The sequence below is a fragment of the Citrobacter cronae genome (assembly GCF_016893685.1).
GTDB classification, from domain to species: domain Bacteria; phylum Pseudomonadota; class Gammaproteobacteria; order Enterobacterales; family Enterobacteriaceae; genus Citrobacter; species Citrobacter werkmanii.
Genome location: NZ_CP069763.1, coordinates 2,403,098 through 2,427,401 on the forward strand (window position 1 = coordinate 2,403,098; position 24,304 = coordinate 2,427,401).

A 24,304-nucleotide genomic window follows, 5' to 3' on the forward strand; every position below is an offset into this window, starting at 1 on the left:
CGGCTGAATTGGGCTAAAAATAAAATACGCTATGCCGCGGCAGACAGTTGCGGCATAGCTGCTTTAATTAATGTACAGCTTGCATTAGACAATAAAAAAACCGGCACGGGAGCCGGTAAGTGAATCAATGTTGTAAGATAATTATTATTATAATAACTGAATTACAATTGAGCTAACTCTATAGGAACGGGTTTTCCTATATGATATCCCTGTAACCAACCAATACCCATCGTGATTAGCATCTTTTCAATTTCCTCATTTTCAACAAACTCCGCGACGACTTCCATTTTTTTCAGTTTCGCCACTTCGCAGAATGATCTGACCGCGCATCGACTAAACTCATCGGTCAGAATATTACGGATGAATGAGCCATCAATCTTCAGAATGTCAGCGTCTAACGTTCGTAAACGAGAATAACTGGATGCTCCGGTTCCAAAATCATCAATAGCAATTTTCGAACCGGCTTTACGTAATGCTCTCAGAACATCAGTGACATTGGCGTTATCAATGATATCTGATTCAATGACTTCAAAAATGATACGTTCCGGTGCGATGGCGTATTTTCTAAACAAGGTGAAAACATTATCAAGAAAATCAATTTTATTAAGCGAATCTGGGGTCAGGTTAATAGAAAAATGGCTGTTGGGTTCAGATTTCTGTCGTGACTGTATAAAACGAAATGTCTGTTCAATCACGGTGATATCCAGCGCAGGGAGTAGTCCTGCCTCGCGTGCAACTGGTAGGATGGTATCTGGAAAGATTAATTTACCATCAACCATTTTTATCCGAATAAGTATCTCGTGATAACGTGTCAGTCCAGTGGTTGACACGATCGGTTGAACAACCAACATTGTTGATACGATAGGTTGGGCCATAAGTTCAAACGATTGTCTGTCGATAGCTTTTTGCAACATATGACGAATCACAGCCTGACTGACAATTCTATCACCCGGCATTTGTGGGTTGAGTAATAACGGTTGCCCCTGCATCAACGAGATGTAACTTTGGGTATTAAGCTGCTTAATAGCTAGCGATAAATTTTTAATCAGGTTTTTCTCGGTGGTATACGCCATACCGCAAGATAACCCCAATTGGTAGTCTTTCCAGATAAAACGGAAAGAGTTTAGTTTTTTATACAGTTCAGAAATGTCAGGTATGGCATTAAGGCGAAGAATTATCCCGTGACCTGGGGCATAATAGATATTATCGTCACCGCTTATTAATTTACGCACATAGGTGCTTAACCCTTTTACAAACTCAAAACGGAACTCGATACCATGCGTTTGCTCTAGCGTGTTCAGTTCAGTACAACGGATGTAACACAGACACTCAGTTGAGTATTTACGAATATCCATTTGCAGGGCCTGAAAGTTAGGCAGTCCAGTATTAGGCTCTGATCTAAAAAGTTGTTTGAGGCGTCGGAGGTATTTTCGGTTACGAATGGCAAGTACACCGGCAACGACAATCGTCAGCGAAAAGACAAACACGACCGTAGAAGAAATCACCAGACTATGTAAATAGTTTTTATCGTCAGCGGGTGGGATATAACTATTTATGTTATATCCTAGCAAGATGAGCATCGCTACCCAAACAGGGGATATGAAAGCATGACCAATACAGATCACTCCCCATAGCATGAGCGGAAGAAGCCACAGTAATGAGTAGTCAGTAAATATGAGTATATCCTGTCTGCTGACAATCAAAGCAGACATAATGCAGACTAACAGGACCAGCCATAATACTTGACATAAAATAGGTGGGCCGGATTTTATCAATGTCTTCACATGCCTGATGTGTAAAATACACCATACTGGATTTTGAACGCTTCTGAGCAACAGGTAACAAAAAGGGATCCCTGTCAGGCAAGAGTTCATCAACCACTGCAAGTTAATTAATGTTTGCAGTGTAAAAAGATGAGTCATTGGTTCAGAAATAACTCGCGACTGGAACCAGTGCTCAATCGAGATAAAGAGTAAGGAATTGCAGCACACCAGCCAAACAATACGTAGGGTTGTAAGCTGGCTGCGGCCAAAGCTTACGGCACTTCGTTTACCTGTCGAGAACACATAGAATGTCTGGCTAATGAGTGCGGCCAGTACCTGAGCTGATAACGTTAGCAGCGAATCTAATGAGTAAGAGTAGAGCGCATACAAGAAAAAGGCACCTAAAATGGGGAATGCCTTTTGCCTGTATAAAACCAGTAATGCGGAAATGAGAGGTAAAGTGAGATCGTAAAAATGCAGGGTTGCACCCGCAATATCTTCCTGCTTACTGAGATGACCAGCGACAAACTGTAAAGCAAAAAATGCGATGCCTACACAAAAATAGTCTTTAAATGTATTAACGAAATTTATATTTTCCGTTTTTTTTAACGATATCATCATGCGCAATTCTCAGTGAGTGATCACCGCTCTCAATGTAAGCTATCTACTTAAAACCTGTTAGCCCGGGTGCTGAAAGTGTGTTTTTTTGGATGTTCTTGCTAATCGAAATCTATTTGAATAGATGTTACGTAAGTTTTTAAGCGTAATCCTTGATAATTTTCTGGTGCGACACAACGCAAGAGAGAAGAATTTTTCTGACTGCGCTGGTAATAAAAATGCCGTCAATAGCATTTATTTCATACAGAATATATGATCGATAAAAACGATCAATATAAATATTTTGATAGATTTAAACGATAGGTTTGGCAGATCGTAAATACGATAAAAGATCGATGAAAGCTATTGAAGTGTTATTAATTAATGTTATTTATTTCATTATTGTTAATTTTGTTGCTTTGTTTTTTAAGTTACTCTGTGGTCATACCTTTCTAAGGAAATCTTTTTTTTGTGCTCAGGAAGGCGAGTCTCCCCACTCTCCTGCAAAATATGCCATCGCGAATGATTAACAGGGCTGCTGCTGCGTCGCGCAGTGAATTCCAACGCCGCCAGCCGATTGACCGAAGGCCCGCACAGGCACGTGGCGAGTAGCATACCCAATCCTTGCCTGACGAACGAACATCTTGTCATCATGGGAATAATCTTTGCGTATTTTCACCTGACTGCAGGCGAATAAAATAATAATAGATAATAACGCGTGTGCGCATAATTTTATTAAATAATTAAGTTATGGATGGTGCTGGCTGATATTAAAACTTCTCAGCTATATATAATTTATATTTATTAACTCTATTTTACCATGCAGGTTTACGTTGAGGCCGCCATCTGGCGGGCCTTGGCGCAGATTGTGATCAGACCGAATGTTCTGCTGTATTTATCAATGTCGCCTATCGCGTGGACTATAGTAAAGATGGCCGCTATTTCTCATCATTAATAACCGTGAGTGGGGGACGTGAATGAAGAAAATACTGATGTTAGTTGGCGATTATGTCGAAGATTATGAAACGATGGTTCCTTTCCAGGCGTTGCAAATGCTGGGCCATCGTGTTGATGCAGTCTGTCCGGATAAGCGTCAGGGGGATTACGTTCAAACGGCGATTCATGATTTTGATGGGGCGCAAACCTACAGCGAAAAACCGGGACACCGTTTTACGTTGAATGCGAATTTTGCCGAAGCACGGGCCGTTGATTACGACGCGTTGGTGATCCCCGGCGGGCGCGCTCCGGAATATCTCCGTCTGAACCCGGAGGTCATTCAACTGGTGCAGGATTTCAACTCAGCGGGTAAACCTATCGCCGCCGTCTGCCATGGCCCTCAGCTATTGGCGGCAGCAGGGATATTAGAAAACCGAACCTGTAGCGCCTATCCGGCCTGCGCGCCTGAAGTGCGTTTGAGCGGCGGACATTATGCGGATATCGGCATTGATCAAGCCTACGTCGACGGTAATCTGGTGACTGCGCCAGCCTGGCCCGCGCATCCGCAGTGGCTGGCTAAATTTGTTGAAGTATTAATGCAGCCAGCGGCAAAGTGATGAGCAAGTCGGTATAACCTCCCGGCTATACCGACCACACATCTTACCTCTTCATGAGTGCGAACACGCCCCAGCCAATGTATTCCCGGGTGAAGGTGACGTGGCGTCCCGGTGAACTTCTCAGTTGCTCCCTGACTTCAGTTGCAAACTCATCGTCCTGATTAGCTTCCAGCCAGCGGCGCATCGTCAACCATTTTGCCGCCTCGTACCTGTCCCAACCTTCCTGGTCAGCCAGAACCATTTCAACCACGTCATAGCCGAGCGGGTCAAAAGAAGCAATGAGTTCCGCCAGGGAAAGAAAATCGGCGACAGCGGTCGCGCCGCAGGACTGGGCGATTTCCTCTGTTGCGGGTATCTGGCGCCAGTACGGCTCACCGATAAGTATGATTCCGCCAGGCTTAAGACTCTGCTCCAGTTGTCTGACCGTTCCGGCGACGCCGCCTGCAATCCAGGTTGCGCCCACGCAGGCGGCAATATCGCATTTTTCTTCAGCGATATAGCCCGTTGCATCGGCGTGGACAAAACTCACCTGCTGACTGACGCCCAGTTCTGCTGCGCGCAGCGTTGCCTGCTTGCTAAACAGCTGGCTCATATCGATACCGATGCCGAAAATGCCATGATCGCGCGCCCAGGTGCACAACATCTCGCCCGAGCCGCTGCCGAGATCCAGAATGCGGGTTCCCGGTTCCATGCGCAGCACCTGGCCTAACGTGGCGTATTTCTGCGCGGTGAACGGATTATGGATGCGATGAGCGCTTTCGCTGATAGTAAAAATTTTTGGGATATCCATCTCTCTCTCCTTAGCGATTATCCAGTTGGGCGCGAACGTTGTTCAGCCCGGTAGTATTGATGCGATAGGGCTGACCATTGACAGATTTGATCAGCTTTTTGGTTCTGAGTTTTTTGAACACGGCGAGGGTGCAGTCGCAGAGCAGTAGTCCTTCGCGGCTGTAGCATTCGACGGAGGTGACGCGGCCTGAGGCGTCGCGGACGTGAACGATACGACCACCTTTGGCGAGAACGTGTAAGGTACGTTGTTCCTGACGGGATAAATTCATACTGGAAAACCTGTTTAATCATCATGTGCAAAACGTGCAAACACACTGCGGTGTCCGCATTCGATTTCGGCGCATTGATAACCAGTCCGTCCTGAAAAGGTCGGCAAGCTGATTATCTGATGATTACATTCTCCAGCATCAAAGCCTCGGGTTGAGTTGAAAGGTATTTACCTGATGAATCATACCAGCCAGAATCTCCAGAGAAAACTCCTTGTACATAAAATGTGATCTATAGCGAGTTATAGCGTTTAGTGACTTTATTAACTGCAAATTTTTGTTATGTCAGGTGTCTATTAAAATATTAAATTAATTTGATATTCTGTCTGCGCATAAGGTGTTATCTGTGGTAACGCGGCACTGTGAGCGCATTTGGGGCCACGCAATTGATTAGGATGGATTAATCTTTTTGTCACTTTATTTGCTGTTTTGATAAGGCGTTTTTTATTATTTTAATGTTTTTCGACCGAATTTGTGATTAAGTGATTTTAAGAATTTTCTTAATGCGATGAATTGTGTATACTCGGTTCCGCAAGAAGCTCTTCCGTTATCACTAAAACTATAAATCTGTCCTTAACACCCGTATTACCTCTGCCCTGAATCTCTTCTCAGGGCAGAGGTTTTTTTGCCGGTGCAGGATTTTATTAATCACCAATATATACCAATATTATGGTGGGTAATGTTTAAAATTAATGGTTAGGGAAGTATTATCCATCGATAATAAGGCAATGTCGAATAGTATCATAATGAATCTATTTACCAGGGGACTATATAGCGTTTCTTATAATTCACGGTTTTTCAGTATGATAGAAATTTTTGCTATTGATATAATTGTGAGTTTGCTCACGGATTTTAGTGCGCTAAGTGGCTATTTCTAGAGAAGTGCAAACGGTTGCATGTTGCTGACACCGTATTCGTTCATTAAAAAAATATAGCAATGCTATCTCTTAGGCCGGTATAGAGAAGTGGAGTCTAAATGATTTCTATTATCTCTTGGGCTTACGAGTGCCGTTTATGATTTCTGTTAGCTAAACACCATGGGAAATAGCAGTGAACATGGACAGGGAGTATGGTTTTACCCATCAGTAAGGCGTTTTTGTCACCGACGTAATGACTCATCTCATTATATTCATATATATACCCGTCATACTTCGAGCTGCATGTGCGTTGGCTTTCCTCGCTCGCCCAGTCACGTACTTATGTATGCTCCTGGGAATTCGCTGCGTCGCCGCCTTCCTGCAACTCGAATTATTTAGGGTATAAATCAACGTCGTAATGCTCATAAAATCAGCGTTCCGGGATGAACGCTGATTTTATCTGGTTCCCTGTTTAATATCACTCGCGGTGTACGCGAGCCCCTCTCACAGTATTTCGTCAATAAAATATTAAAGGACCTCCTGGAATGGATATTGTTGAACGTTTTATCAACTACACCAAAATTAATACCACGACTTCAAGAGAAAATGGCGCAAATGGGATAATGCCTTCTTCTGCTGGTCAAATGGTACTGGCAAAACTGCTTGCAGCAGAACTTGAAGCATTAGGAATGGAAAACATTGAGGTCAGGGATACCGCCATCGTAACGGCGACACTGCCCGGGAACACCGATGACACGGTTCCTGTCGTTTCATTCTTTGGACATCTGGATACCAGTGCGGAACAGACTGCGGACACAAATGCGCAACGTCTTCACTATAGCGGTGGGGATTTGTGCCTGAACAAAGAACTGAATATTTTTCTGCGCGAAAGCGAGTTCCCGGAACTGAAAAATTATATCGGTGATGATCTATTGGTCACTGACGGAACCTGCCTGTTAGGGGCTGATGATAAAGCAGCCATCGCTGCAATTATGAACGCATTACAGTATCTGGTGGCACATCCGGAAATCAAACATGGACCGGTGAAGGTGGGTTTTGTGCCTGATGAAGAGCAAGGATTGCGTGGCGCAAAAGCTTTTGATGTTGCCAGCTTCGGCGCTGATTTTGGTTACACCCTGGATTGTTGCGGTATCGGCGAGTTTGTTTATGAGAACTGGAATGCGGGCGATGCGGAAATCATCTTTACCGGCCAGTCTGCGCACCCCATGTCAGCCAAAGGTAAGCTGAAGAACTCGCTGCTGATGGCGCATAAGTTTATTGCGATGCTGCCTGGCGGAGAAGCGCCTGAATATACGGAAGGGCGCGAAGGTTATTACTGGGTTAAGCAGTTGCAGGGTAACAGCGCCCGCACGGTGCTTAAGCTGGATATCCGCGACTTCACTGAAGAAGGCTATAAGGCGCGTATGGCATTTATCCGACAGCTTGCCGTCAGTACCTGCGCACTATGGGGCGAAAATAGCGTGGTCTGTCATTTAGCCGATCGCTATGCGAACGTGTTCAATAGCTTGCAGGGTGATGCTCACTACCCGATTGATATTGCATTACGCGCCTATCAGAAATGTGGGATTACCCCGGCATCTGTCGCCATGCGCGGCGGATATGATGGTGCGGTTTTATCGCAGAAAGGATTGCCTTGCCCGAATATTTTTACCGGCGCCCATAATTTTCACTCTATTTATGAATATCTGCCGGTGCGTTCACTGCGGGCCGCCAGCGATGTCGTGGTTGCGGTCATTGAGGAAACCTTTGCTGAGTTCACGCAGCGGAGAGCTCAGTCATGATTCAGGTGTTAATTGCCCTGCTGGTTATCGTGGTGGTCGCTCGTCTGATTCTGAAAGGTTATCGTGCGGAACCCGTGCTATTTATTGCGGGTTTGGTGCTGATGATTTGCACCGCTCTCACCGGGTGGGGTTCCGTACTACCGAAAGGCGTTGCTGGCACGGGGATTTCCTTTCTCGATCCGTTCGAGGTTATGCGCGATCTCTTCAGCACGCGAGCCGCCGATCTTGGCCTGATGATCATGGCGCTGATGGGATTTGCGCACTACATGGATCATATCGGCGCCAATGAGGCGGTGGTGCGTGTCGTCACAAAACCTCTGCGTGCGCTGCGTTCGCCCTATATTCTGCTTTTTTTCTCGTACCTGCTCGCCAGTCTCTTGCAGTTAGCTATTCCTTCAGCCACTGGACTCGCCGTACTGCTGATGGGAACAATGTTCCCCATTATGCTGGGATTAGGGCTTTCCGCTGCCTCTGCTGCCGGGGTAATTGCCACCTCGCTGGGCGTGGCGTATACCCCAACGGCAATCGATGCTATCAGGGGATCGAAAGCGGTCAATATGGATGTGGTGGAATACGTGGTCTACCACCAGGGACCGGCTGCTCTGGCTACCGTTTTGGTCGTGGGAGTCTGCCATTTTTTCTGGCAGCGCTATTGCGACCGTAAAGCGGGGACCTTACCGCGGGAAATCGGTAGTGCTGAAGTGACTGACTCAGGAACTGCGCCCGCATTTTATGCGCTGCTTCCCATGCTTCCAATACTGATGGCAGTGGGATCCTCTGAAATGTTCGTCAGTGGTATTAACCTGAATATCATTACCATTGTGCTTATTTCAATGGCTATTTGTATGTTGATTGAATGGCTGCGGGTGCGAGATTTAAAGGCGGTGTGCGAAGGATTTAGCCATTTTCTGAAAGGAATGGGTACTGCCTTTACCGGTGTGGTAGGCCTGCTGGTTGCGGCGGGGGTTTTTGCTCATGGTATTAAAGTCATTGGTGCGATTGATCAATTAATCCTGATGGCCGAACACGTGGGATTGCCGCCATTTGCCATGGCGGTGGTGTTTGCGCTGGTGACGCTTGCGGCGGCTATCATTATGGGATCGGGTAATGCGCCATTTCTTGCGTTCGTTGAGCTTATCCCGCAAATCGCTGCCAGTATGGGGGCGAACGCCGTGGCCATGATTCTGCCGATGCAGCAGGCATCGCATATGGGACGGGCCATTTCACCGGTATCTGGCGTCGTGATCGCCGTTTCCAGCGGGGCAAAAATAACTCCATTCGATGTGGTTAAACGCACCGCCGTACCGTTGATTGTCGGCTTTGTTACGCATACGCTAATCATCGGTATTTTCTACTAACAATTGCAGGCCCAGACAAACCTCCGGTTTATTGAATCTGGAGGTTTTCTGGTTTGATACATTGTTGTATTGATTACGCGGGATAATTATTAGTTTTCATCTTTATCGAGCGATTCTTATTATTTGTGGTCAATCTTGTTAACTATAAATGATTAATAAAAATAATGTGTTTCATGGCTCTTTTTTTACATTGAGATAAATTAATCTGGATCATATTATGCAGGTTTTAGTTGTAGTAGGTTTTTAAATTGAGTAGTAACAAATTAAATACAATAATGATTTTTTCTGGGTAGGTTTTAAGTGGTAAAAAATTTAGGAAAAGTGAGTAAATCGAGGCATCATTATCAGGATGAGCTGGAAGCGTTCACCTGGAGCGCGTTAGTGGCAATTGGTATCGCATTACAGGATCACAAGATCCACTCTAAAATGTCAGAGCATATTTTTATTATGCATTGGTTGGCCATCGCAAAAAAAAGAAAACTCTTTTCACGAAGTGTGGCCAATGAGCTTCAATGGTTAATTGATGAAGGTAAGAAAAAAAGCATCAATGCACAACTAAAATTTAAAATAGAATACTTGTACGCCACCTCAAGTGGTGATGTGACAATGCAAAATGATTATTTTAAATTCACCCACACGATTGAAATGTTGAGAAATAATGGATGGCAGAACTTTCTACTCACACCAGAGAAGTGGCGTGACCTGCATGATAAGATTAAAGTGAGAAAGGGTAACTTTATTTTTATGGATGATACCAGACTCCAGGAGTGCTTTGGTGCTCAGGGCGAGATAGTCAAACCTTTCTGTATCCGGGTGTATGGCGATGTTGAGTTCGCAAAATTAACCTTCATCAAACACCACCTGCCGGTAGAGTTTGTGAAAGATATTTCAAATGAATTTCATCACTTCCAGTTTCTTACTGATAAGTAATGATTAGAACAAGTTATGAACAGAGAATTGTTAAAGCAAAAGTTAGAGATCGCGACCGAATGGATTAGGCTGTCTGATACCGCTGACAATTTATCTATATCTTTTCGGGGCATTCTCGAGATTGGCGAAAGTTCTTCTGCGCCAGATAACAGCACGCCGCTACTCCGGTTAGAAAATGAAATGGCGACAATTGCAGTTGATTCAATGTCATGGGTAAGGGTGCCGGCAGATCGTCAGGAAAAAGTGACCGTCTATATTCTCTGACGTTTGGCTGGCGCTTTGTTCGCTTGATGCCGGTCAGATACGGCTATCTGGCCCATACTCAGTGGCGCATTGTATTTAATATAACTACTTTCTCATCCATAAATAATATTAATGTTGGTTTTTTTATAGTGTAATTGCTCCCGGTAATAAAACGGCGATTTGCCGCCATGTGTACCACGGTGTACGTAATTTATTATGCTAAGTTGAGCGGGGATACTTTCTCATAATTAACCATTTTATAGGTTAAGATATTACGTGGTGTGTCGATAACAATTTAGTCATAGATGATTGGCTAATTGTTATGGAGATGTTCAAATGTTAAAGAATATGAGGATTAAAACCAGTCTGTTATTATTGCTTTTGGTATTTACCTTTATGCAGTTCCTTTCTAATGGGTTTGAGTTGGTCGATCTCAAAGGAAATCAAAAAAGTACCCTTCTACTGCATAATATAGTAAAGGAACAGGATTCGCTGCATAACGTCGTTGGGGCTGTTTATAAAGTAAGAAGCGTTCTTGATAATATCCAACTGCAAGATATGGCTGCTACCCAACAGACATTGCGACAGGTGCAGGATGAGATAGCTTATGCCAGAAAGCAGTTCGCTATTTTTTGGGATATACCAGGACTGACGGCGGATGATCCCCAGATTGGTAAAATCGTCAGAACTGCTTTTGAGCAACAAATGAATGCTGAGCAAAAGTATGTTGATAAATTAAATGAGGCTATTTCTGACGGTAGTATTGTTGGTACACAAACAAATGCCAACACAGAGGTGCTGGCTTTGCGAAAAAATTTTGATAAGGAGATTGAGAGCTACTACAAATCAACCATGTTGGTCGGTAAAAATATCGTTGAACAGACATACGTTCAGTTTAATGCCTCAATACTTAAAATATCCTTGCTGCTGGCCGTTACGGTTCTTATCTTTATTCTCTGCAATATCTGGATAAACCGAACAATCATTCGGCCATTAAATATCGTGTCTGAGCATTTTTCACGGATTGGTAAAGGCGATCTGAGTCATCCCGTTAAGGTGCCGGGTAACAATGAAATTGGCTTACTGTGTTTAAATTTACAACATATGCAAAACGGTCTGCGGGAGACCGTCAGTACGATTCGCGATGGCGTTGAGTCTATTAATATCGGCATGCAGGAAATTGCTTCGGGTAATTCAGACTTATCAACCCGAACGGAGCAACAGGCTGCGGCCGTGGTTGAAACGGCGGCCAGTATGGAACAGATTTCCGTAACAACCAAAAATAACACCGATAAATCACATCAGGCGTCTGCCATGACGAGTGAAAGCACGGAAATGGCATTGCGTGGCGAGCGCTTAATGAGCGACATGGTTGAGAAAATTCACCTGATCAGCCGCAACGCGCAAAGCGTGAATGAAATATCCCATGTCATTGATAGTATTGCTTTCCAGACCAATATTCTCGCCTTAAACGCCGCGGTAGAAGCGGCGCGCGCTGGCGAATCCGGGCGTGGATTTGCCGTTGTGGCGAGTGAAGTCAGAACCCTTGCCCAACGTAGCGCCTCCTCAGCGAAAGAAATTAGCGAACTGGTGGCCAAGGCGGCAATCAGCGTCAAGGAAGGGGTGGAGATAGCTGAAAGCAGTGGGGCCATGATGGCGGACATTGCTAAGGCAATACGCAATATCAATATACTCATGGAAGATATATCCGGCGCATCGGGGGAACAGAGTAGCGGCATCGAGCAGATCCGCGTTGCTGTCACGCAAATGGAGCAAGTCACTCAGCAAAATGCGTCTCTGGTTGAGGAAATCGCCGCCACGACAGGCAGTGTGGAAGAGCAGTCGGCAATGCTATCCCAGGCCGTGGCTGTGTTTCAGGTTGATGAAAAGCCGCAGCAGGATACCCAAGACAAGCAGTAGAACATGCGCATCTCATCAGCTGTAAATTCAGTCTGATGAGATGGCTGGTCGTCGGGAGACAGTGCCTCAATCATATTGATAATAATTCTCATTATTATTGTTGTGTCGCGCAGGGAATGGTAATGTTGCTCCTGACCAAAAACTGTTAATCCCATTTTCTGTGCAGAAGACAGCATGAACAACACCACCACTCTGAATGCGTCCAGACGCGTAGCGCGTACTTTTTCCGTCAGCGAGTTTATGGATTTTGGTGAGCGTTATGGGATCGACTATTGCTTTCCCCTGCTGGCGCACAAGCCGGATTTGCCGTCCGCTAGCCCTGTGCTGCAAGGTGAAATCGAAGAGATGACGCTCCCCTGCGGGATGTGCGTGACGCACTCTGATGTACAGGTGTTGCAACCCTATGAAACCACCTCCCGCCACAGCAGTCCCTTGTATATGCTGGTGGTACTGGAAGGCTGCGTGATCCTCTCGTTTAACGGCCAGGAACACGTGGTGCGTTCCGGCATGGCGTTTAGCTCACGCCTGAGCGAGCACCAGACGATGCGCGCCCGCCATCATGCCGACTGCAAACTGCGAACTTTATCGCTCGGTCTGTATCCCGACGGCGCGTGGCGCACGGGGCTACTTGAATCGTTGATGCGTGAGTGGGAAAGATGCCAGACGCCGACGCTTATCTGGCAGGTGCCGGGATTTTTACTCAGCGGCCTGGAGTATGCGCAGCAGAGCGCACTGAGCAATGTTTCTCGCCAGTTGATGCTGGAAGGGCTGATATTGCAACTGTTCGGCCATGGCCTCAGCGTGTGCCAGGTAGAGAGCGGCAAACGCCTCGCCGCCAGCGGGGAACAGCAGCGGCTGGAAGTCGTTCGTCGCCTGTTGGAACAGAATCCCGAGAATGATCACACGCTCAATGAACTGGCGCAACGCGCGGCAATGAGTCCCAGTAGTCTGCGTAGCAAGTTTCGCGCAGCCTATGGCTGTTCGGTCTTTGATTACCTGCGCGATTGCCGCCTGGAACGCGCGCGCGGTTATTTACTGGAAGGATACAGCGTACAGCAGGCTGCCTGGATGTCGGGATATCAGCACGCCACCAACTTCTCTACTGCCTTTCGTCGTCGTTACGGTTTTTCGCCAGGCGATATGCTCAAGCTTTGCTAATCCATTTTTGCGTTTTGCGCACGTTGCTGGCAGACAATTTGGCACTGCACATAGGTAATCTGGCATCCGGCATAGCTATCTCCGTCAGCAAAAAGGTAATAATTCTCACTTACAATTAGAAATGCCTTTGGAGATACTCATGTTCGCGAAGACTCGGTTGGCGCTGTTGGTAGGATGGGTGACCGGCAGTGTGGCTTTTCCTCTGCTGGCGCAGGAAACAACAAAAAACGATACGGTCGTTGTCACCTCGCAAATGCAGAGCGGGGCCACGAAGCTTGCCACGCCGGATATTGAAACCCCGCAATCGGTATCCATCATTACCCGCGAACAGTTTGAAGAGCAGGGCGCAACCAGCGTGCGTCAGGCCGTTAGCTATACGCCGGGGGTATACAGCAATCAGATTGGCGCCTCCAACCGCTTTGACTACATTGTGCTGCGCGGCTTCTCCGATGGCAGCCTGGACAACGTCTATCTCGATGGTCTAAAGATGATGGGCGACACCAACTCACACAGCTCGCTGGTGGTCGATCCGTGGTTCCTTGAAGATATCGAAGTGGTGCGCGGCCCGGCTTCCGTGCTGTATGGCCGTTCCTCTCCGGGCGGTATTGTGGCGCTGACGTCGCGTAAACCGTCGTTTGACGCGGGTGGGGAAGTGAAGCTGTTTGCCGGCAACAATAACCAGCGCGGCGCGGCGTTTGACGTCACCGGAGCGCTGGATGATAACGATCGTGTGGCGGCGCGCCTGAGCGGGATGACGCGTTACGCGGACTCGCAGTTTGGCCCATTAAAAGAAGAGCGTTACGCGCTGATGCCCAGTCTGACCTGGCGCATCACCGACCAGACGCGTTTGGATCTGATGGCCTATCTGCATCGCGACCCGGAAGGCGGTAGCCACTCCGGTCTGCCTTATGACGGCACCGTGGTTCCGCATTACGGGCAAAAGATCTCTAACACCTTTTACGAAGGTGAGGATGATTACGACAAATACGATCGCCGTGAAAACATGGTGGGCTACAATATTGAGCACATGTTTGATAGCGGCTGGTCGGTGCGGCAAAAGCTGCGCTATCTGCATACCGACGTTGAACTGAACCAGGTGTATGCGGCGGGCTGGTTGAACGAAACCGAGCTTAATCGCGGCTATTCCGGCTCTGATGAAAAAATGTCGGCGATTACGCTGGATAATCAGCTCGACGGCAGCTTTGATACCTGGCAGGTCAACCATCGCCTGCTGGTGGGCATTGATTATCAGGATCGCAGCAACAATACCACCGGCTACTACGGCGCATTCCCGCCGATCGACGCTTTTAACCCGGTGTATGGCGCGAAGCCGGATTATATCGACATGTATGCGCGTGAGAAGCACAAGCTGCGCCAGACGGGCTACTATTTGCAGGATCAGATGTCATGGGATCGCTGGCGTATTACGCTCGGTGGTCGCTACGATCAGGTCAGCGTTTCTAACATTGATAAGATCAACGATACCCGCAGCGATCTGGATAAAAACAACTTTAGTACCCGCGCCGCGTTGCTCTATTTGTTCGATAACGGCTTTGCGCCGTACGTGAGTTATTCCACCGCCTTTACGCCAACCAGCTTTGCCGATGAGAACGGCAATCTGCTGGAGCCGATGAAAGGCAAGCAGTGGGAAGCGGGGCTGAAATATGAGCCGGAAGGGCTTAACAGTCAGTTCAGCGCGTCGGTGTTCCGCATTAATCAAACCAATATCGCCACCAAAGAAGAGCCGACCGATCCGTATCGCTCGATTGGGGAAATTGAATCTGAAGGGGTGGAGCTGGAGGCGATTAGTCAACTGACGGACAGCTTCCGTCTGCAGGCGGCATATACCTACACCGACATCCGCTACAAGAAAAGCAGTCCGGAGGAGCAGGGCAAGCGTGCCGTGTATGCTCCACGGAATCAGGCCAGCACCTGGCTGAGCTACGATGTGAAAAGCGGCCCGCTGGATGGTCTGACGCTCGGCTCGGGCGTGCGTTATGTCAACGGGATCACCAGCGATCGTCTGAATACACACACCCTGCCATCTTATACGTTGGTGGATATGGCGATTGGCTACGATTTAACGAATATCGGTATTAAGGGACTGAGTGCTCAGTTGAACGTCAACAACCTAACCGATAAACGCTACGTTGCGGCCTGTAATTCGCTCTCATACTGCTACTTCGGCGCTGAGCGCAGCATTGTCGGCAGCGTATCCTGGAAATTCTGATGCTTTAGCCGGATGGCGGCGCTAGCACCTTATCCGGCCTACTGTAGTGTGTAAATTGTAGGCCTGATAAGCGCAGCGCATCAGGCCTAGTGGGTTGCGGCTATTGCGTAAAACCGTTTTGCATACAAATCTGCGCGCTGGTTCTCAGAGTAAAGGCGATTTTGTCTGGGTACTGGCTGTAATAGTTATGCTCTTCTTCCAGCCCTTTCGCCTGCGCCAGACGTACCGTTTCCAGTGAGCAGGTACGGTAGATCAGATCTTTATTCATATTGATCTGCTTCTCGCGCTGTTTGTCCGCAGACAGCGCCAGCCAGCTCTCTGACAGCGAGTAATCGTAGACTACCCGATTCCCTTTCGCCTGCACGTTCTCAATGGTAATGAATTGGTCGATTTTCAGTCTCGGCTGCCCACGCATTTTTTTCTTATCTTCTGCTGCGGCATATTGGGCCAGGGTATTAATATCCATACTGGCTATCTTCTGTTTATAAGTCTCGACATAGGCGGCGGGTTGCTGATAATGCTGAGCGTAAGCGTTTCTTAATTCCCCGTCGCTCATCGTACAACCCGCCAGAAACAGAGGTAATAGCAGTGCCAGTTTTATTTTAGTCATAATGCTGTCCCGTTTATTATTGGATGCAGTCGCCCATAACATAATAGAAAATGAATGATCACAGGTGATAGTTAAGGTTGTATAAACCGATGCGCGAAGGCACAAGTTCAATAGTCTTAAAATGGCAGAACAGGCGGGAAACCCTGCCAGAATTGGCAGGGTTATTAAAAATTAATGGCCGATCATTTTAGCCTTCGGGATCAGCTGGAAATACATGTGATCGGGCACCGGCGTATCCCAGACATTGGCATAAACCGCATAGCCAATGGTGGCAAAAAGGATACCCAGCACCAGGATAGTCATGACAACGCCTGACAATGCCGTTTGCCGCCATAACGATTTGCCGTTTCCTTGTTCCCCCGCAGGGGTGTGCAGTGAAAAGCTCAGCGTAGAGGCTACCGGGCAGGATTCAACGCAGGTCATACAGCCAGTACATTCCACGGTACGCACCTGAATCAGTCGATCGACCGGGATAGTAGACGGGCAGTTTTTCGCACATTTCCCGCAGTCAATGCAACTGTCTGCATTACGCCGGATTTTAAACGGCGAGAGCAGAGAGAACAGGCCAAGCAGTGCGCCATAAGGGCACAGATAACGGCACCAGGCATTGCGAATAAACAGGCTCAGAACGCTGATAACTACCACGAAAATAAGCGTGGCGGAGCCGATATGACGAAAGAAATCGAGCATCTTCACGTCAATGATCATGCCATAGGCCGACATTAGAAAGTACTGGATTCCCTGGGCGGGCATCGACAGAGCGATATACAGAAAGAATCCCAACAGCAGATACTTCAGACTGAGCAGTGGGATATCCAGCCAGCGCGGCAGCGTGAAGTTGCGACCCAATACTTTTTTTCCCAGAGTACCAAGCAGTTCGGAAAGCGTGCCAACCGGGCATAGCCACGAACAGAAGGCTTTTTTTAACAACAAGCTAATCAGGATAAACGCAACTAACAGCAGCATGGAGGCGGCATGGATGGGCGGGAGAAAACCGGTCTCCAGCGTGTAGCGGATATTCATCAAACCCGCGATCGGCAGCCACCCCTCAATACCGCCGGGTCTTGGAATATAGACGCTGGTACCGGCAGTTTCAAAATAGCGGACCCAATAATAAAACGTCACGCCAATATAGATATTGCTGGCCAGCAGGAGAAACTGGGTGGCTTTTCGCCAGGTACTGGCGTTACGCCAGTCATTCCACGGCAATTTGCCTCCGGTCGTGCCTGGGCGGCGCTGCCAGCGCGTGCTCTTTTTCCCGTTCATGGTTTTACACTATCCCTCATATTTCCCCTCCCGCATTCAGAAGGCGTCATCATCGGGATATGCTAGCGCTATTCAGATTTGGTGTATTTGATTTGCATCTTATTAAGCGGCTGTTATTTTTATAGCGCCAATAGGCCTGAATAAAAATAACAGCCCGATACTTATCGCAGGTCAGATAAATACCCTTAACGGGGTATTTATTTCTCCGTGGGAAAATAGGTTATTCCTGAAATATTTCTACGCGGTCACGGCCATTACTTTTCGCCAGGTACAGTGCCCGATCGGCTTTATCAACCAACTGCTTGTAGTCAGGATGGTAGTCATATTCGGCGATGCCAATACTGACGGTGACAGAAAATACTTCTGTCACTGAGGCCGCCATGCGCATCTCGGCAATTTTCATACGCAGCGTTTCGAGGATAATACTGGCCTGAGACTGATCTGACTCGACAAGCAGTATCATAAATTCTTCACCACCGTAGCGGAACACGTAATCGCTACTGCGAATATGATCATAAATAACCGCCGCGACGTTTTTGAGCGTCATATCACCGGTGTTATGCCCGTAGTTGTCGTTAATTTGCTTAAAGTAGTCGATATCCAGCATCGCCAGGGTAAAGGGCTTCCGGGTATGTAACGCCAGCGAGATCTCACGGCGCATAATGGTCGGGATAAAGCGTCGGTTAAGCAATTGAGTCAATGAGTCTTTACCATTTTCCTGCTTGACCAGCGCGTCGAACATTGAGGCGAGCAGGAAATGGATTTTTGCCGAGAGCTGGCGTACATCCTGCAACAAGCTCATCCGTTCAGGCTCTGTCGCCTGATGCTGATGCGACAGCGTGGTTGTCAGGCGGTTGTCGATTTCCGCAATCAGCGACTCCATTTCTTTCAGCAGATTGCTGTTGCCCAGAATGTATTTTCCCTTATGCGCGAACCACATACCAAAATCAGAATTCGCCAAAAGGACCAGCTCACCGAAAGGCATTCCGGTGGCGATGTTATAGATAAACTGATTTTCCCAGTCGGTAAATGAACGTATTTGTCGCTCGCGTTCGACGTTAACGTCATCGTAAATGGTCTGCAGGCGATACTGTTCCTGGGTATGCAGTGAGTTTTGATAGCTGGGGGAATAGGAGACGGTCATGGCCTCCAGGGCGGTATCCATTGCCAGACTGCTGAAACAGATGGCATCGCTCAGCAGGGCGGGCGGGTAGTCCGCTTTCTTTTTCAGGACCCGATACAATTCATCTTTCAGCTTGCGCGCGCCGCGATTAACCAGATCGATAGGCAGCCCGATGCGGGCATGCACTACGCCAATTTTGCGCTGTTTTGCCAGCAGTTGTGAGAGGTCTTCGTTCGCGCTACCAAGTACGCTGCGTAGCCAGTCAAACATACTGCCGCTAAGGCGGGTGCTGACCTGTTCTGTATTGAGGAACAATGCGCTCTCCGCATGGGAGAGCATATAGTCATAAAAAACGCTCACTAAATGGCGGATCTCTTCGTCGCTTAATGATGTCAGGATCGTATGAACTTCAGGGGATGTTTGACGTAACAACGCCTGCCATTCTGTAAGGAGTAATGTGTCGTTTACCGGAGCAACCTGTTCCATCTCACTGCCACTCAAAATGCGATTTAAAATTCAGGCGGTATTACGGACAATTACGTCACGATGGTCAAGTTAAACTCGCTTAACGATGGCTGATACCTTCATAAATAAGCCTGAGCGCGAAAACGCCGATAATGGCGCCTATCACCCGGCTGGCAACCCGCTGGATTCGACCATACGCACGGCGTACGGCGGGCAAAGAAAACGCCTGGCTGAGAAAAATCCGCCAGATAACGGAAGACAACACAATACCTGCCCAGGCCATGAGCCTCGCCCACGTAGGCGTTTCTGCGCTGAGGGTGACGGAGAAGATACTAATAAAAAACAGAACGGTTTGCGGATTAGATAAATCCGTTAATAACCCGCGGCGGAAAAATACATACCAGGGGGCGGAAATCGGCTGCTGTAATGTTGGCATTTGCGGTGTAGCCTGATGACGAACACTATTCCAGGCAAACCATAGCAAGTAGGCGCCGCCGACAATTTTAATCAGTGAAAATATCTCTTCGCATTGGGTAATCAGCGTCGCCATGCCAAAGAGCCCGAGGCCGGAGTAGAACGCATCGCCTAAGGCCACGCCCAGACCGGTCATCACCCCTGCGCGTCGTCCTGACGCCAGGCTGGTTTGCACCACCACGAACAGGTTCGCGCCGGGATTAAAAAAGGTTAAAACAAACAGGCTGATGGTAAGTACGACGGCGTGTAAAGGTTCCATAAACAACGATTCCATTAGTAAGAGCGGGCCTGGGGCATGCTTAGACTGCTAACACTATAATTTTAGCGCGCTCGTCATTCTGCGTATTTACTCACACTGTATTGTGAAATTGCGCCTAAATTTGCCAATAGCGTCTACGCCTGGTTTCTGTAACCCAACTGCGCCGGATAATGCCGCGGCGTGGGATCTTCTGTTATACGCGATACGCAAAATATCTTTATATTTCCGCCAGCTCTGGATCTTTTTTGCGGCCTGAACTACTTATTAATCATCCTTGACTCGCATGGCGAATGTTCAGGGGGCGATGATGGCATATATAACAAAACCTGGAGCTTTTATATGAAAACTGGAATTAAAGTACTTATTGGTGCGTTAGCTTTTGTTGTGTCCAACGCGTATGCCGCGGAATTTATGACGAAGGTTGAGTTTGAAAAGGTTGAGTCGCAATATACCAAAATCGGTGATATTTCAACAAGTAATGAAGTATCAGCCGCTGATGCGAAAGAAGACCTTCTGAAGAAAGCCGAAGAGAAAGGTGCCGATGTGGTGGTATTAACCTCCGGCCAAACGGACAATAAAATCCACGGTACAGCCAATATTTACAAGAAAAAATAATGCGCAGTACTGAAAGATAACATACCCGCCAGTCATTGCACTGGCGGGTTTTCTTTTAGCCTGCGCCAGAACGTAGTTCTGCTGATACCGAGATATCGCGCAGCCGCGGTTTTATCGCCATTGAATTGCGCCAGCACCTGCTGCGGCGTCAGTGATGAAGTGACCTGCGGTGGGGCAGCAACAGCGGCCAGTTCAGGTAACAACTGCTGTAGAAATTGTACGTTCAGCGCCGGCTGCGGTTCAACGCTTAAAAACAGCGCCAGACGCTCCATCATATTGCGTAACTCGCGGATATTTCCCGGCCAGCCATAATTGAGCAGCGTAGGCTGGCTCAGGGCTAATCCCTTACGCACGGGTTCAGAAAACGGTACATCCAGTTCTGCCAGCGACTGTTTTAAAAAGCCTTCCGCCAGCGGCAGAATATCGGGCAGCCGCTCGCGTAGCGGCGGCAGTTTAAGGCGCAGAATGCTCAGGCGATAAAACAGATCGGTACGAAATTCTCCCTGTTTCATCTCTTGTTCCAGGTCGCAGTGCGTGGCGCTGATCACCCGCACATCGACCGGAATCGGCTGATGTCCACCGACCCGGGTGACCTCTTTTTCTTCCAGCACGCGCAATAACCGGGTTTGTAACGGTAGCGGCATTTCGCCTATCTCATCAAGAAACAGCGTCCCGCCGTGGGCAATTTCAAACAGGCCCGCGCGTCCTCCCCGGCGGGAGCCGGTAAACGCGCCATCCTCATAGCCGAACAGCTCCGCTTCCAGCAATGATTCGGTGATTGCCCCGCAGTTGACGGCAACAAACGGCGGCGAAGGTTTTCCGCGCCGATTCTCCTGACGCGTAAAATACTCACGATGAATAGCCTGCGCCGCCAGCTCTTTACCTGTGCCGGTTTCACCCTGAATCAGCACCGGCGCACGCGAACGGGCGTAGAGCATAATGGTGTGCCGCACCTGTTCCATTTGCGCAGAGTGACCGCGCATATCTCCCAGCGCATAGCGGGTGCGCAGCATATCGCCAGAGGCGTATTGCCCGTTTCTGCGTAGCGTCAGACGGGTCATATCCAGCGCGTCGACAAAAGCCTGACGCACGGTGGCCGCCGAATAGATAAAAATGCCGGTCATGCCCGCTTCTTCCGCCAAATCGGTAATCAACCCCGCGCCGACCACCGCCTGGGTACCGTTGGCCTTCAGCTCATTGATTTGTCCACGGGCATCTTCTTCGGTGATATAGCTGCGCTGTTCAAGCTGCAAATTGAAGGTCTTTTGAAAGGCGATTAGCGCGGGGATGGTTTCCTGATAGGTAATGACGCCAATCGACGAGGTCAGTTTTCCCGCTTTTGCCAGCGCCTGGAGTACGTCAAACCCGCTGGGTTTAATCAGGATCACTGGAATCGATAAACGGCTTTTCAGATACGCACCGTTGGAGCCTGCCGCAATGATGGCATCGCAACGCTCGGTGGCCAGCTTCTTACGGATATAGGCCACCGCTTTTTCGAAACCCAGCTGAATAGGGGTAATGGTCGCCAGGTGGTCGAACTCCAGACTGATGTCGCGAAACAGTTCGAACAGGCGCGTGACCGAAACCGTCCAGATAACCGGTTTGTCATCGTTCACTCGCGGCGGAAGATGCGTATCAGCCATAAGCAACCCAAAAAGTAAGGAACCGAGTATAAGGGTTTAGTTGTGTTTCATAAATGTTGCAATGAAACATTCAAGTCGGTTTCATGAAACGATAGCTGACACGCTTTTGTGCAATAAAAACACAGGCTCTAAATGTAATTATCTGTTTTAAAAAGTAAAAATTGAATTTGCACAAAAGTTTCGGTCTTTGGCATACCCCTTGCTTTAGGTAAATCAACGAATGGTAACAAGTTGATAACAAGAGGACGGATATGTCTCTACACTCTCCAGGGCTGGCGTTTCGCGCCGCGCTCAGCAAAGAAAACCCATTACAAATCGTCGGCACCATCAACGCCAATCACGCTCTGCTGGCTCAGCGTGCCGGGTATCAGGCGATTTATCTCTCTGGCGGCGGCGTTGCGGCGGGGTCGTTGGGTCTGCCGGATCTCGGTATTTCTACCCTTGATGATGTACTGACCGATATTCGTCGTATCACCGATGTTTGCCCGCTGCCATTGCTGGTGGATGCGGATATTGGTTTTGGATCGTCGGCGTTCAATGTGGCGCGTACCGTGAAGTCGATGATTAAAGCCGGTGCCGCCGCGCTGCATATTGAAGATCAGATCGGCGCCAAGCGTTGCGGGCATCGTCCGAACAAGGCGATCGTCTCTAAAGAAGAGATGGTCGACAGGATCCGCGCCGCCGTGGATGCCCGCACCGATCCCAACTTTGTGATTATGGCGCGCACCGATGCATTGGCGGTGGAAGGGTTAGAGGCGGCTATCGATCGTGCCCAGGCGTATGTCGAAGCGGGGGCCGACATGCTGTTCCCGGAAGCCATTACCGAGTTGGCGATGTACCGCCAGTTTGCCGATGCGGTGCAGGTTCCGATCCTCGCTAACATTACCGAATTTGGTGCCACGCCGCTGTTTACTACCGATGAACTGCGTAGCGCGAACGTCGCCATGGCCCTGTATCCGCTGTCTGCCTTCCGCGCCATGAACCGTGCGGCTGAACGGGTCTACAACGTGCTGCGCCAGGAAGGCACGCAAAAGAGCGTGATCGACATTATGCAGACGCGCAACGAACTGTACGAAAGCATCAACTACTACCAGTTCGAAGAGAAACTCGACGCGCTGTACACAAAAAAGTAACCGTCGTAGGCCGGATAAGGCGAAGCCGCCATCCGGCAATAAATTTGTACCCTACATATTATAAAAATGACGAGGACAACATGAGCGACACAACAATCCTGCAAAACAACACGCATGTCATTAAACCAAAAAAATCGGTTGCGCTGTCAGGCGTCGCCGCCGGAAATACCGCGTTATGCACCGTGGGTAAAAGCGGTAATGACCTGCATTATCGCGGCTACGATATTCTCGACCTGGCGCAGCAGTGCGAATTTGAAGAAGTCGCGCACCTGCTGATCCACGGGAAATTACCTACCCGCGACGAGCTCACCGCCTATAAAAGCAAACTCAAAGCGCTGCGCGGCTTACCCGCAAACGTGCGCACCGTGCTGGAAGCGCTGCCTGCCGCATCCCACCCGATGGATGTGATGCGCACCGGCGTCTCCGCGCTGGGTTGTACATTGCCGGAAAAAGAGGGACATACCGTTTCCGGCGCGCGCGATATTGCCGACAAGCTGCTGGCGTCCCTCAGTTCGATCCTTTTGTACTGGTATCACTACAGCCATAACGGCGAGCGCATTCAGCCGGAAACGGATGATGATTCCATCGGCGGGCACTTCCTGCATCTGCTGCATGGCGAAAAACCGTCGCAAAGCTGGGAAAAGGCGATGCACATTTCACTGGTGCTGTATGCCGAGCACGAATTCAACGCGTCCACCTTCACCAGTCGTGTGATTGCGGGAACCGGCTCCGATATGTATTCCGCGATTATCGGCGCGATTGGCGCGCTGCGTGGGCCGAAACACGGCGGGGCGAATGAAGTTTCGCTGGAGATCCAGCAGCGTTATGAAACGCCGGATGAAGCCGAAGCGGATATCCGCAAACGCGTGGAAAATAAAGAAGTGGTGATTGGGTTTGGTCACCCGGTTTACACCATTGCCGACCCGCGCCATCAGGTGATTAAACGCGTGGCGAAACAGCTTTCTCAGGAAGGCGGTTCGCTGAAAATGTACAACATCGCCGACCGTCTGGAAGAGGTGATGTGGGAAACCAAAAAGATGTTCCCTAACCTCGACTGGTTCTCGGCGGTCTCCTACAACATGATGGGCGTCCCGACCGAAATGTTCACTCCGCTGTTTGTTATCGCCCGCGTGACCGGCTGGGCGGCGCACATCATCGAACAGCGCCAGGACAACAAAATTATCCGACCCTCCGCCAACTACACCGGCCCGGAAGATCGCGTATTTGTACCGATCGAAAAGCGTTGCTAA

General features: G+C 48.7%; 19 protein-coding genes. 11 read left to right on the top strand and 8 right to left on the bottom strand.

The annotated features are described in order from the left end of the window. Nucleotides 1-161: 161 nt before the first annotated feature. The gene (locus JSN25_RS10190; protein WP_159121062.1) at nt 162-2,384 is read right to left on the bottom strand and encodes an EAL domain-containing protein; all 2,223 of its coding nucleotides are present in this window, start codon (nt 2,382-2,384) and stop codon (nt 162-164) included. Nucleotides 2,385-3,337: 953 nt separating this feature from the next. On the opposite strand from JSN25_RS10190, the gene JSN25_RS10195 reads away from it, so the two are divergent. Next, nucleotides 3,338-3,913, top strand: coding sequence for a DJ-1/PfpI family protein (locus JSN25_RS10195; protein WP_087857002.1), 576 nt, complete (start codon nt 3,338-3,340; stop codon nt 3,911-3,913). Nucleotides 3,914-3,956: 43 nt separating this feature from the next. Here JSN25_RS10195 and JSN25_RS10200 read toward each other — a convergent pair whose 3' ends face one another. Next, complete coding sequence (locus JSN25_RS10200) at nt 3,957-4,703, bottom strand: SAM-dependent methyltransferase (RefSeq protein WP_069323894.1); 747 nt, start codon at nt 4,701-4,703, stop codon at nt 3,957-3,959. A 10-nt stretch (nt 4,704-4,713) separates the two neighbouring features. Continuing rightward, entirely contained in the window at nt 4,714-4,971 is a 258-nt protein-coding gene (locus tag JSN25_RS10205) for a YjhX family toxin (protein WP_042310296.1), read from the bottom strand. A 1,399-nt stretch (nt 4,972-6,370) separates the two neighbouring features. Between JSN25_RS10205 and pepT the strand changes: the two genes are divergently transcribed. The 7 genes from pepT (at nt 6,371) to foxA (ending at nt 15,466) form a co-directional block, all read left to right on the top strand. Beyond that, nucleotides 6,371-7,627: a peptidase T gene (gene pepT, locus JSN25_RS10210; protein WP_199966002.1), complete on the top strand. Its 1,257-nt coding sequence runs from the start codon at nt 6,371-6,373 to the stop codon at nt 7,625-7,627. Continuing rightward, complete coding sequence (gene dcuC, locus JSN25_RS10215; protein ID WP_038637951.1) at nt 7,624-8,985, top strand: C4-dicarboxylate transporter DcuC; 1,362 nt, start codon at nt 7,624-7,626, stop codon at nt 8,983-8,985. The genes pepT and dcuC overlap by 4 nt, the downstream gene beginning before the upstream one ends. Before the next feature lie 300 nt (nt 8,986-9,285). Continuing rightward, nucleotides 9,286-9,915, top strand: coding sequence for a DUF2913 family protein (locus JSN25_RS10220; protein WP_069323895.1), 630 nt, complete (start codon nt 9,286-9,288; stop codon nt 9,913-9,915). A gap of 15 nt (nt 9,916-9,930) precedes the next feature. Beyond that, nucleotides 9,931-10,179, top strand: a complete 249-nt coding sequence (locus JSN25_RS10225; RefSeq protein WP_038637956.1) for a hypothetical protein — start codon at nt 9,931-9,933, stop codon at nt 10,177-10,179. A 315-nt stretch (nt 10,180-10,494) separates the two neighbouring features. Further along, the gene (locus JSN25_RS10230; RefSeq protein WP_137346895.1) at nt 10,495-12,078 is read left to right on the top strand and encodes a methyl-accepting chemotaxis protein; all 1,584 of its coding nucleotides are present in this window, start codon (nt 10,495-10,497) and stop codon (nt 12,076-12,078) included. A gap of 174 nt (nt 12,079-12,252) precedes the next feature. Further along, complete coding sequence (locus tag JSN25_RS10235) at nt 12,253-13,236, top strand: helix-turn-helix transcriptional regulator (protein ID WP_038637962.1); 984 nt, start codon at nt 12,253-12,255, stop codon at nt 13,234-13,236. 121 nt (nt 13,237-13,357) lie between these two features. Beyond that, nucleotides 13,358-15,466: a ferrioxamine B receptor FoxA gene (gene foxA, locus JSN25_RS10240; protein ID WP_110498666.1), complete on the top strand. Its 2,109-nt coding sequence runs from the start codon at nt 13,358-13,360 to the stop codon at nt 15,464-15,466. Nucleotides 15,467-15,566: 100 nt separating this feature from the next. Here the strand turns inward: foxA and JSN25_RS10245 are convergent, their stop codons facing one another. The 4 genes from JSN25_RS10245 to JSN25_RS10260 all read right to left on the bottom strand — a co-directional run bounded on the left by JSN25_RS10245 (nt 15,567) and on the right by JSN25_RS10260 (nt 19,663). After that, the gene (locus tag JSN25_RS10245; RefSeq protein ID WP_038637968.1) at nt 15,567-16,076 is read right to left on the bottom strand and encodes a hypothetical protein; all 510 of its coding nucleotides are present in this window, start codon (nt 16,074-16,076) and stop codon (nt 15,567-15,569) included. 171 nt (nt 16,077-16,247) lie between these two features. Further along, nucleotides 16,248-17,342 carry a 4Fe-4S binding protein gene (locus tag JSN25_RS10250; protein WP_137346897.1) on the bottom strand — a complete coding sequence of 365 codons (1,095 nt, stop codon included), beginning with the start codon at nt 17,340-17,342 and terminating at the stop codon, nt 16,248-16,250. 220 nt (nt 17,343-17,562) lie between these two features. Continuing rightward, a complete protein-coding gene (locus tag JSN25_RS10255; RefSeq protein ID WP_137346898.1) occupies nt 17,563-18,951 on the bottom strand; it encodes a diguanylate cyclase in 1,389 nt (462 codons plus the stop codon). A gap of 79 nt (nt 18,952-19,030) precedes the next feature. Continuing rightward, the gene (locus tag JSN25_RS10260) at nt 19,031-19,663 is read right to left on the bottom strand and encodes a LysE family transporter (RefSeq protein ID WP_038637976.1); all 633 of its coding nucleotides are present in this window, start codon (nt 19,661-19,663) and stop codon (nt 19,031-19,033) included. A 339-nt stretch (nt 19,664-20,002) separates the two neighbouring features. On the opposite strand from JSN25_RS10260, the gene yahO reads away from it, so the two are divergent. Then, the gene (yahO, locus tag JSN25_RS10265; RefSeq protein WP_006685820.1) at nt 20,003-20,278 is read left to right on the top strand and encodes a DUF1471 family periplasmic protein YahO; all 276 of its coding nucleotides are present in this window, start codon (nt 20,003-20,005) and stop codon (nt 20,276-20,278) included. A 32-nt stretch (nt 20,279-20,310) separates the two neighbouring features. Here the strand turns inward: yahO and prpR are convergent, their stop codons facing one another. Next, nucleotides 20,311-21,921, bottom strand: coding sequence for a propionate catabolism operon regulatory protein PrpR (gene prpR, locus JSN25_RS10270; protein WP_087857010.1), 1,611 nt, complete (start codon nt 21,919-21,921; stop codon nt 20,311-20,313). Between the two features lie 251 nt (nt 21,922-22,172). Here prpR and prpB point away from each other — a divergent pair, with 251 nt between their 5' ends. Together prpB and prpC are read left to right on the top strand one after the other, a co-directional pair. Continuing rightward, nucleotides 22,173-23,054, top strand: coding sequence for a methylisocitrate lyase (gene prpB, locus JSN25_RS10275; protein WP_038637980.1), 882 nt, complete (start codon nt 22,173-22,175; stop codon nt 23,052-23,054). Nucleotides 23,055-23,134: 80 nt separating this feature from the next. Next, the gene (gene prpC, locus JSN25_RS10280) at nt 23,135-24,304 is read left to right on the top strand and encodes a bifunctional 2-methylcitrate synthase/citrate synthase (protein WP_038637983.1); all 1,170 of its coding nucleotides are present in this window, start codon (nt 23,135-23,137) and stop codon (nt 24,302-24,304) included.

Bases quoted from the DNA above. Each gene is read 5' to 3' on its own strand.
- prpR (WP_087857010.1), bottom strand. From the start codon at position 21,921: ATGGCTGATACGCATCTTCCGCCGCGAGTGAACGATGACAAACCGGTT.
- pepT (WP_199966002.1), top strand. From the start codon at position 6,371: ATGGATATTGTTGAACGTTTTATCAACTACACCAAAATTAATACCACG.
- JSN25_RS10205 (WP_042310296.1), bottom strand. From the start codon at position 4,971: ATGAATTTATCCCGTCAGGAACAACGTACCTTACACGTTCTCGCCAAA.
- JSN25_RS10225 (WP_038637956.1), top strand. From the start codon at position 9,931: ATGAACAGAGAATTGTTAAAGCAAAAGTTAGAGATCGCGACCGAATGG.
- yahO (WP_006685820.1), top strand. From the start codon at position 20,003: ATGAAAACTGGAATTAAAGTACTTATTGGTGCGTTAGCTTTTGTTGTG.
- JSN25_RS10235 (WP_038637962.1), top strand. From the start codon at position 12,253: ATGAACAACACCACCACTCTGAATGCGTCCAGACGCGTAGCGCGTACT.
- JSN25_RS10250 (WP_137346897.1), bottom strand. From the start codon at position 17,342: ATGAACGGGAAAAAGAGCACGCGCTGGCAGCGCCGCCCAGGCACGACC.
- JSN25_RS10245 (WP_038637968.1), bottom strand. From the start codon at position 16,076: ATGACTAAAATAAAACTGGCACTGCTATTACCTCTGTTTCTGGCGGGT.
- JSN25_RS10190 (WP_159121062.1), bottom strand. From the start codon at position 2,384: ATGATGATATCGTTAAAAAAAACGGAAAATATAAATTTCGTTAATACA.
- prpB (WP_038637980.1), top strand. From the start codon at position 22,173: ATGTCTCTACACTCTCCAGGGCTGGCGTTTCGCGCCGCGCTCAGCAAA.
- foxA (WP_110498666.1), top strand. From the start codon at position 13,358: ATGCCTTTGGAGATACTCATGTTCGCGAAGACTCGGTTGGCGCTGTTG.
- JSN25_RS10260 (WP_038637976.1), bottom strand. From the start codon at position 19,663: ATGGAACCTTTACACGCCGTCGTACTTACCATCAGCCTGTTTGTTTTA.
- JSN25_RS10195 (WP_087857002.1), top strand. From the start codon at position 3,338: ATGAAGAAAATACTGATGTTAGTTGGCGATTATGTCGAAGATTATGAA.
- dcuC (WP_038637951.1), top strand. From the start codon at position 7,624: ATGATTCAGGTGTTAATTGCCCTGCTGGTTATCGTGGTGGTCGCTCGT.
- JSN25_RS10255 (WP_137346898.1), bottom strand. From the start codon at position 18,951: ATGGAACAGGTTGCTCCGGTAAACGACACATTACTCCTTACAGAATGG.
- JSN25_RS10200 (WP_069323894.1), bottom strand. From the start codon at position 4,703: ATGGATATCCCAAAAATTTTTACTATCAGCGAAAGCGCTCATCGCATC.
- JSN25_RS10230 (WP_137346895.1), top strand. From the start codon at position 10,495: ATGTTAAAGAATATGAGGATTAAAACCAGTCTGTTATTATTGCTTTTG.
- prpC (WP_038637983.1), top strand. From the start codon at position 23,135: ATGAGCGACACAACAATCCTGCAAAACAACACGCATGTCATTAAACCA.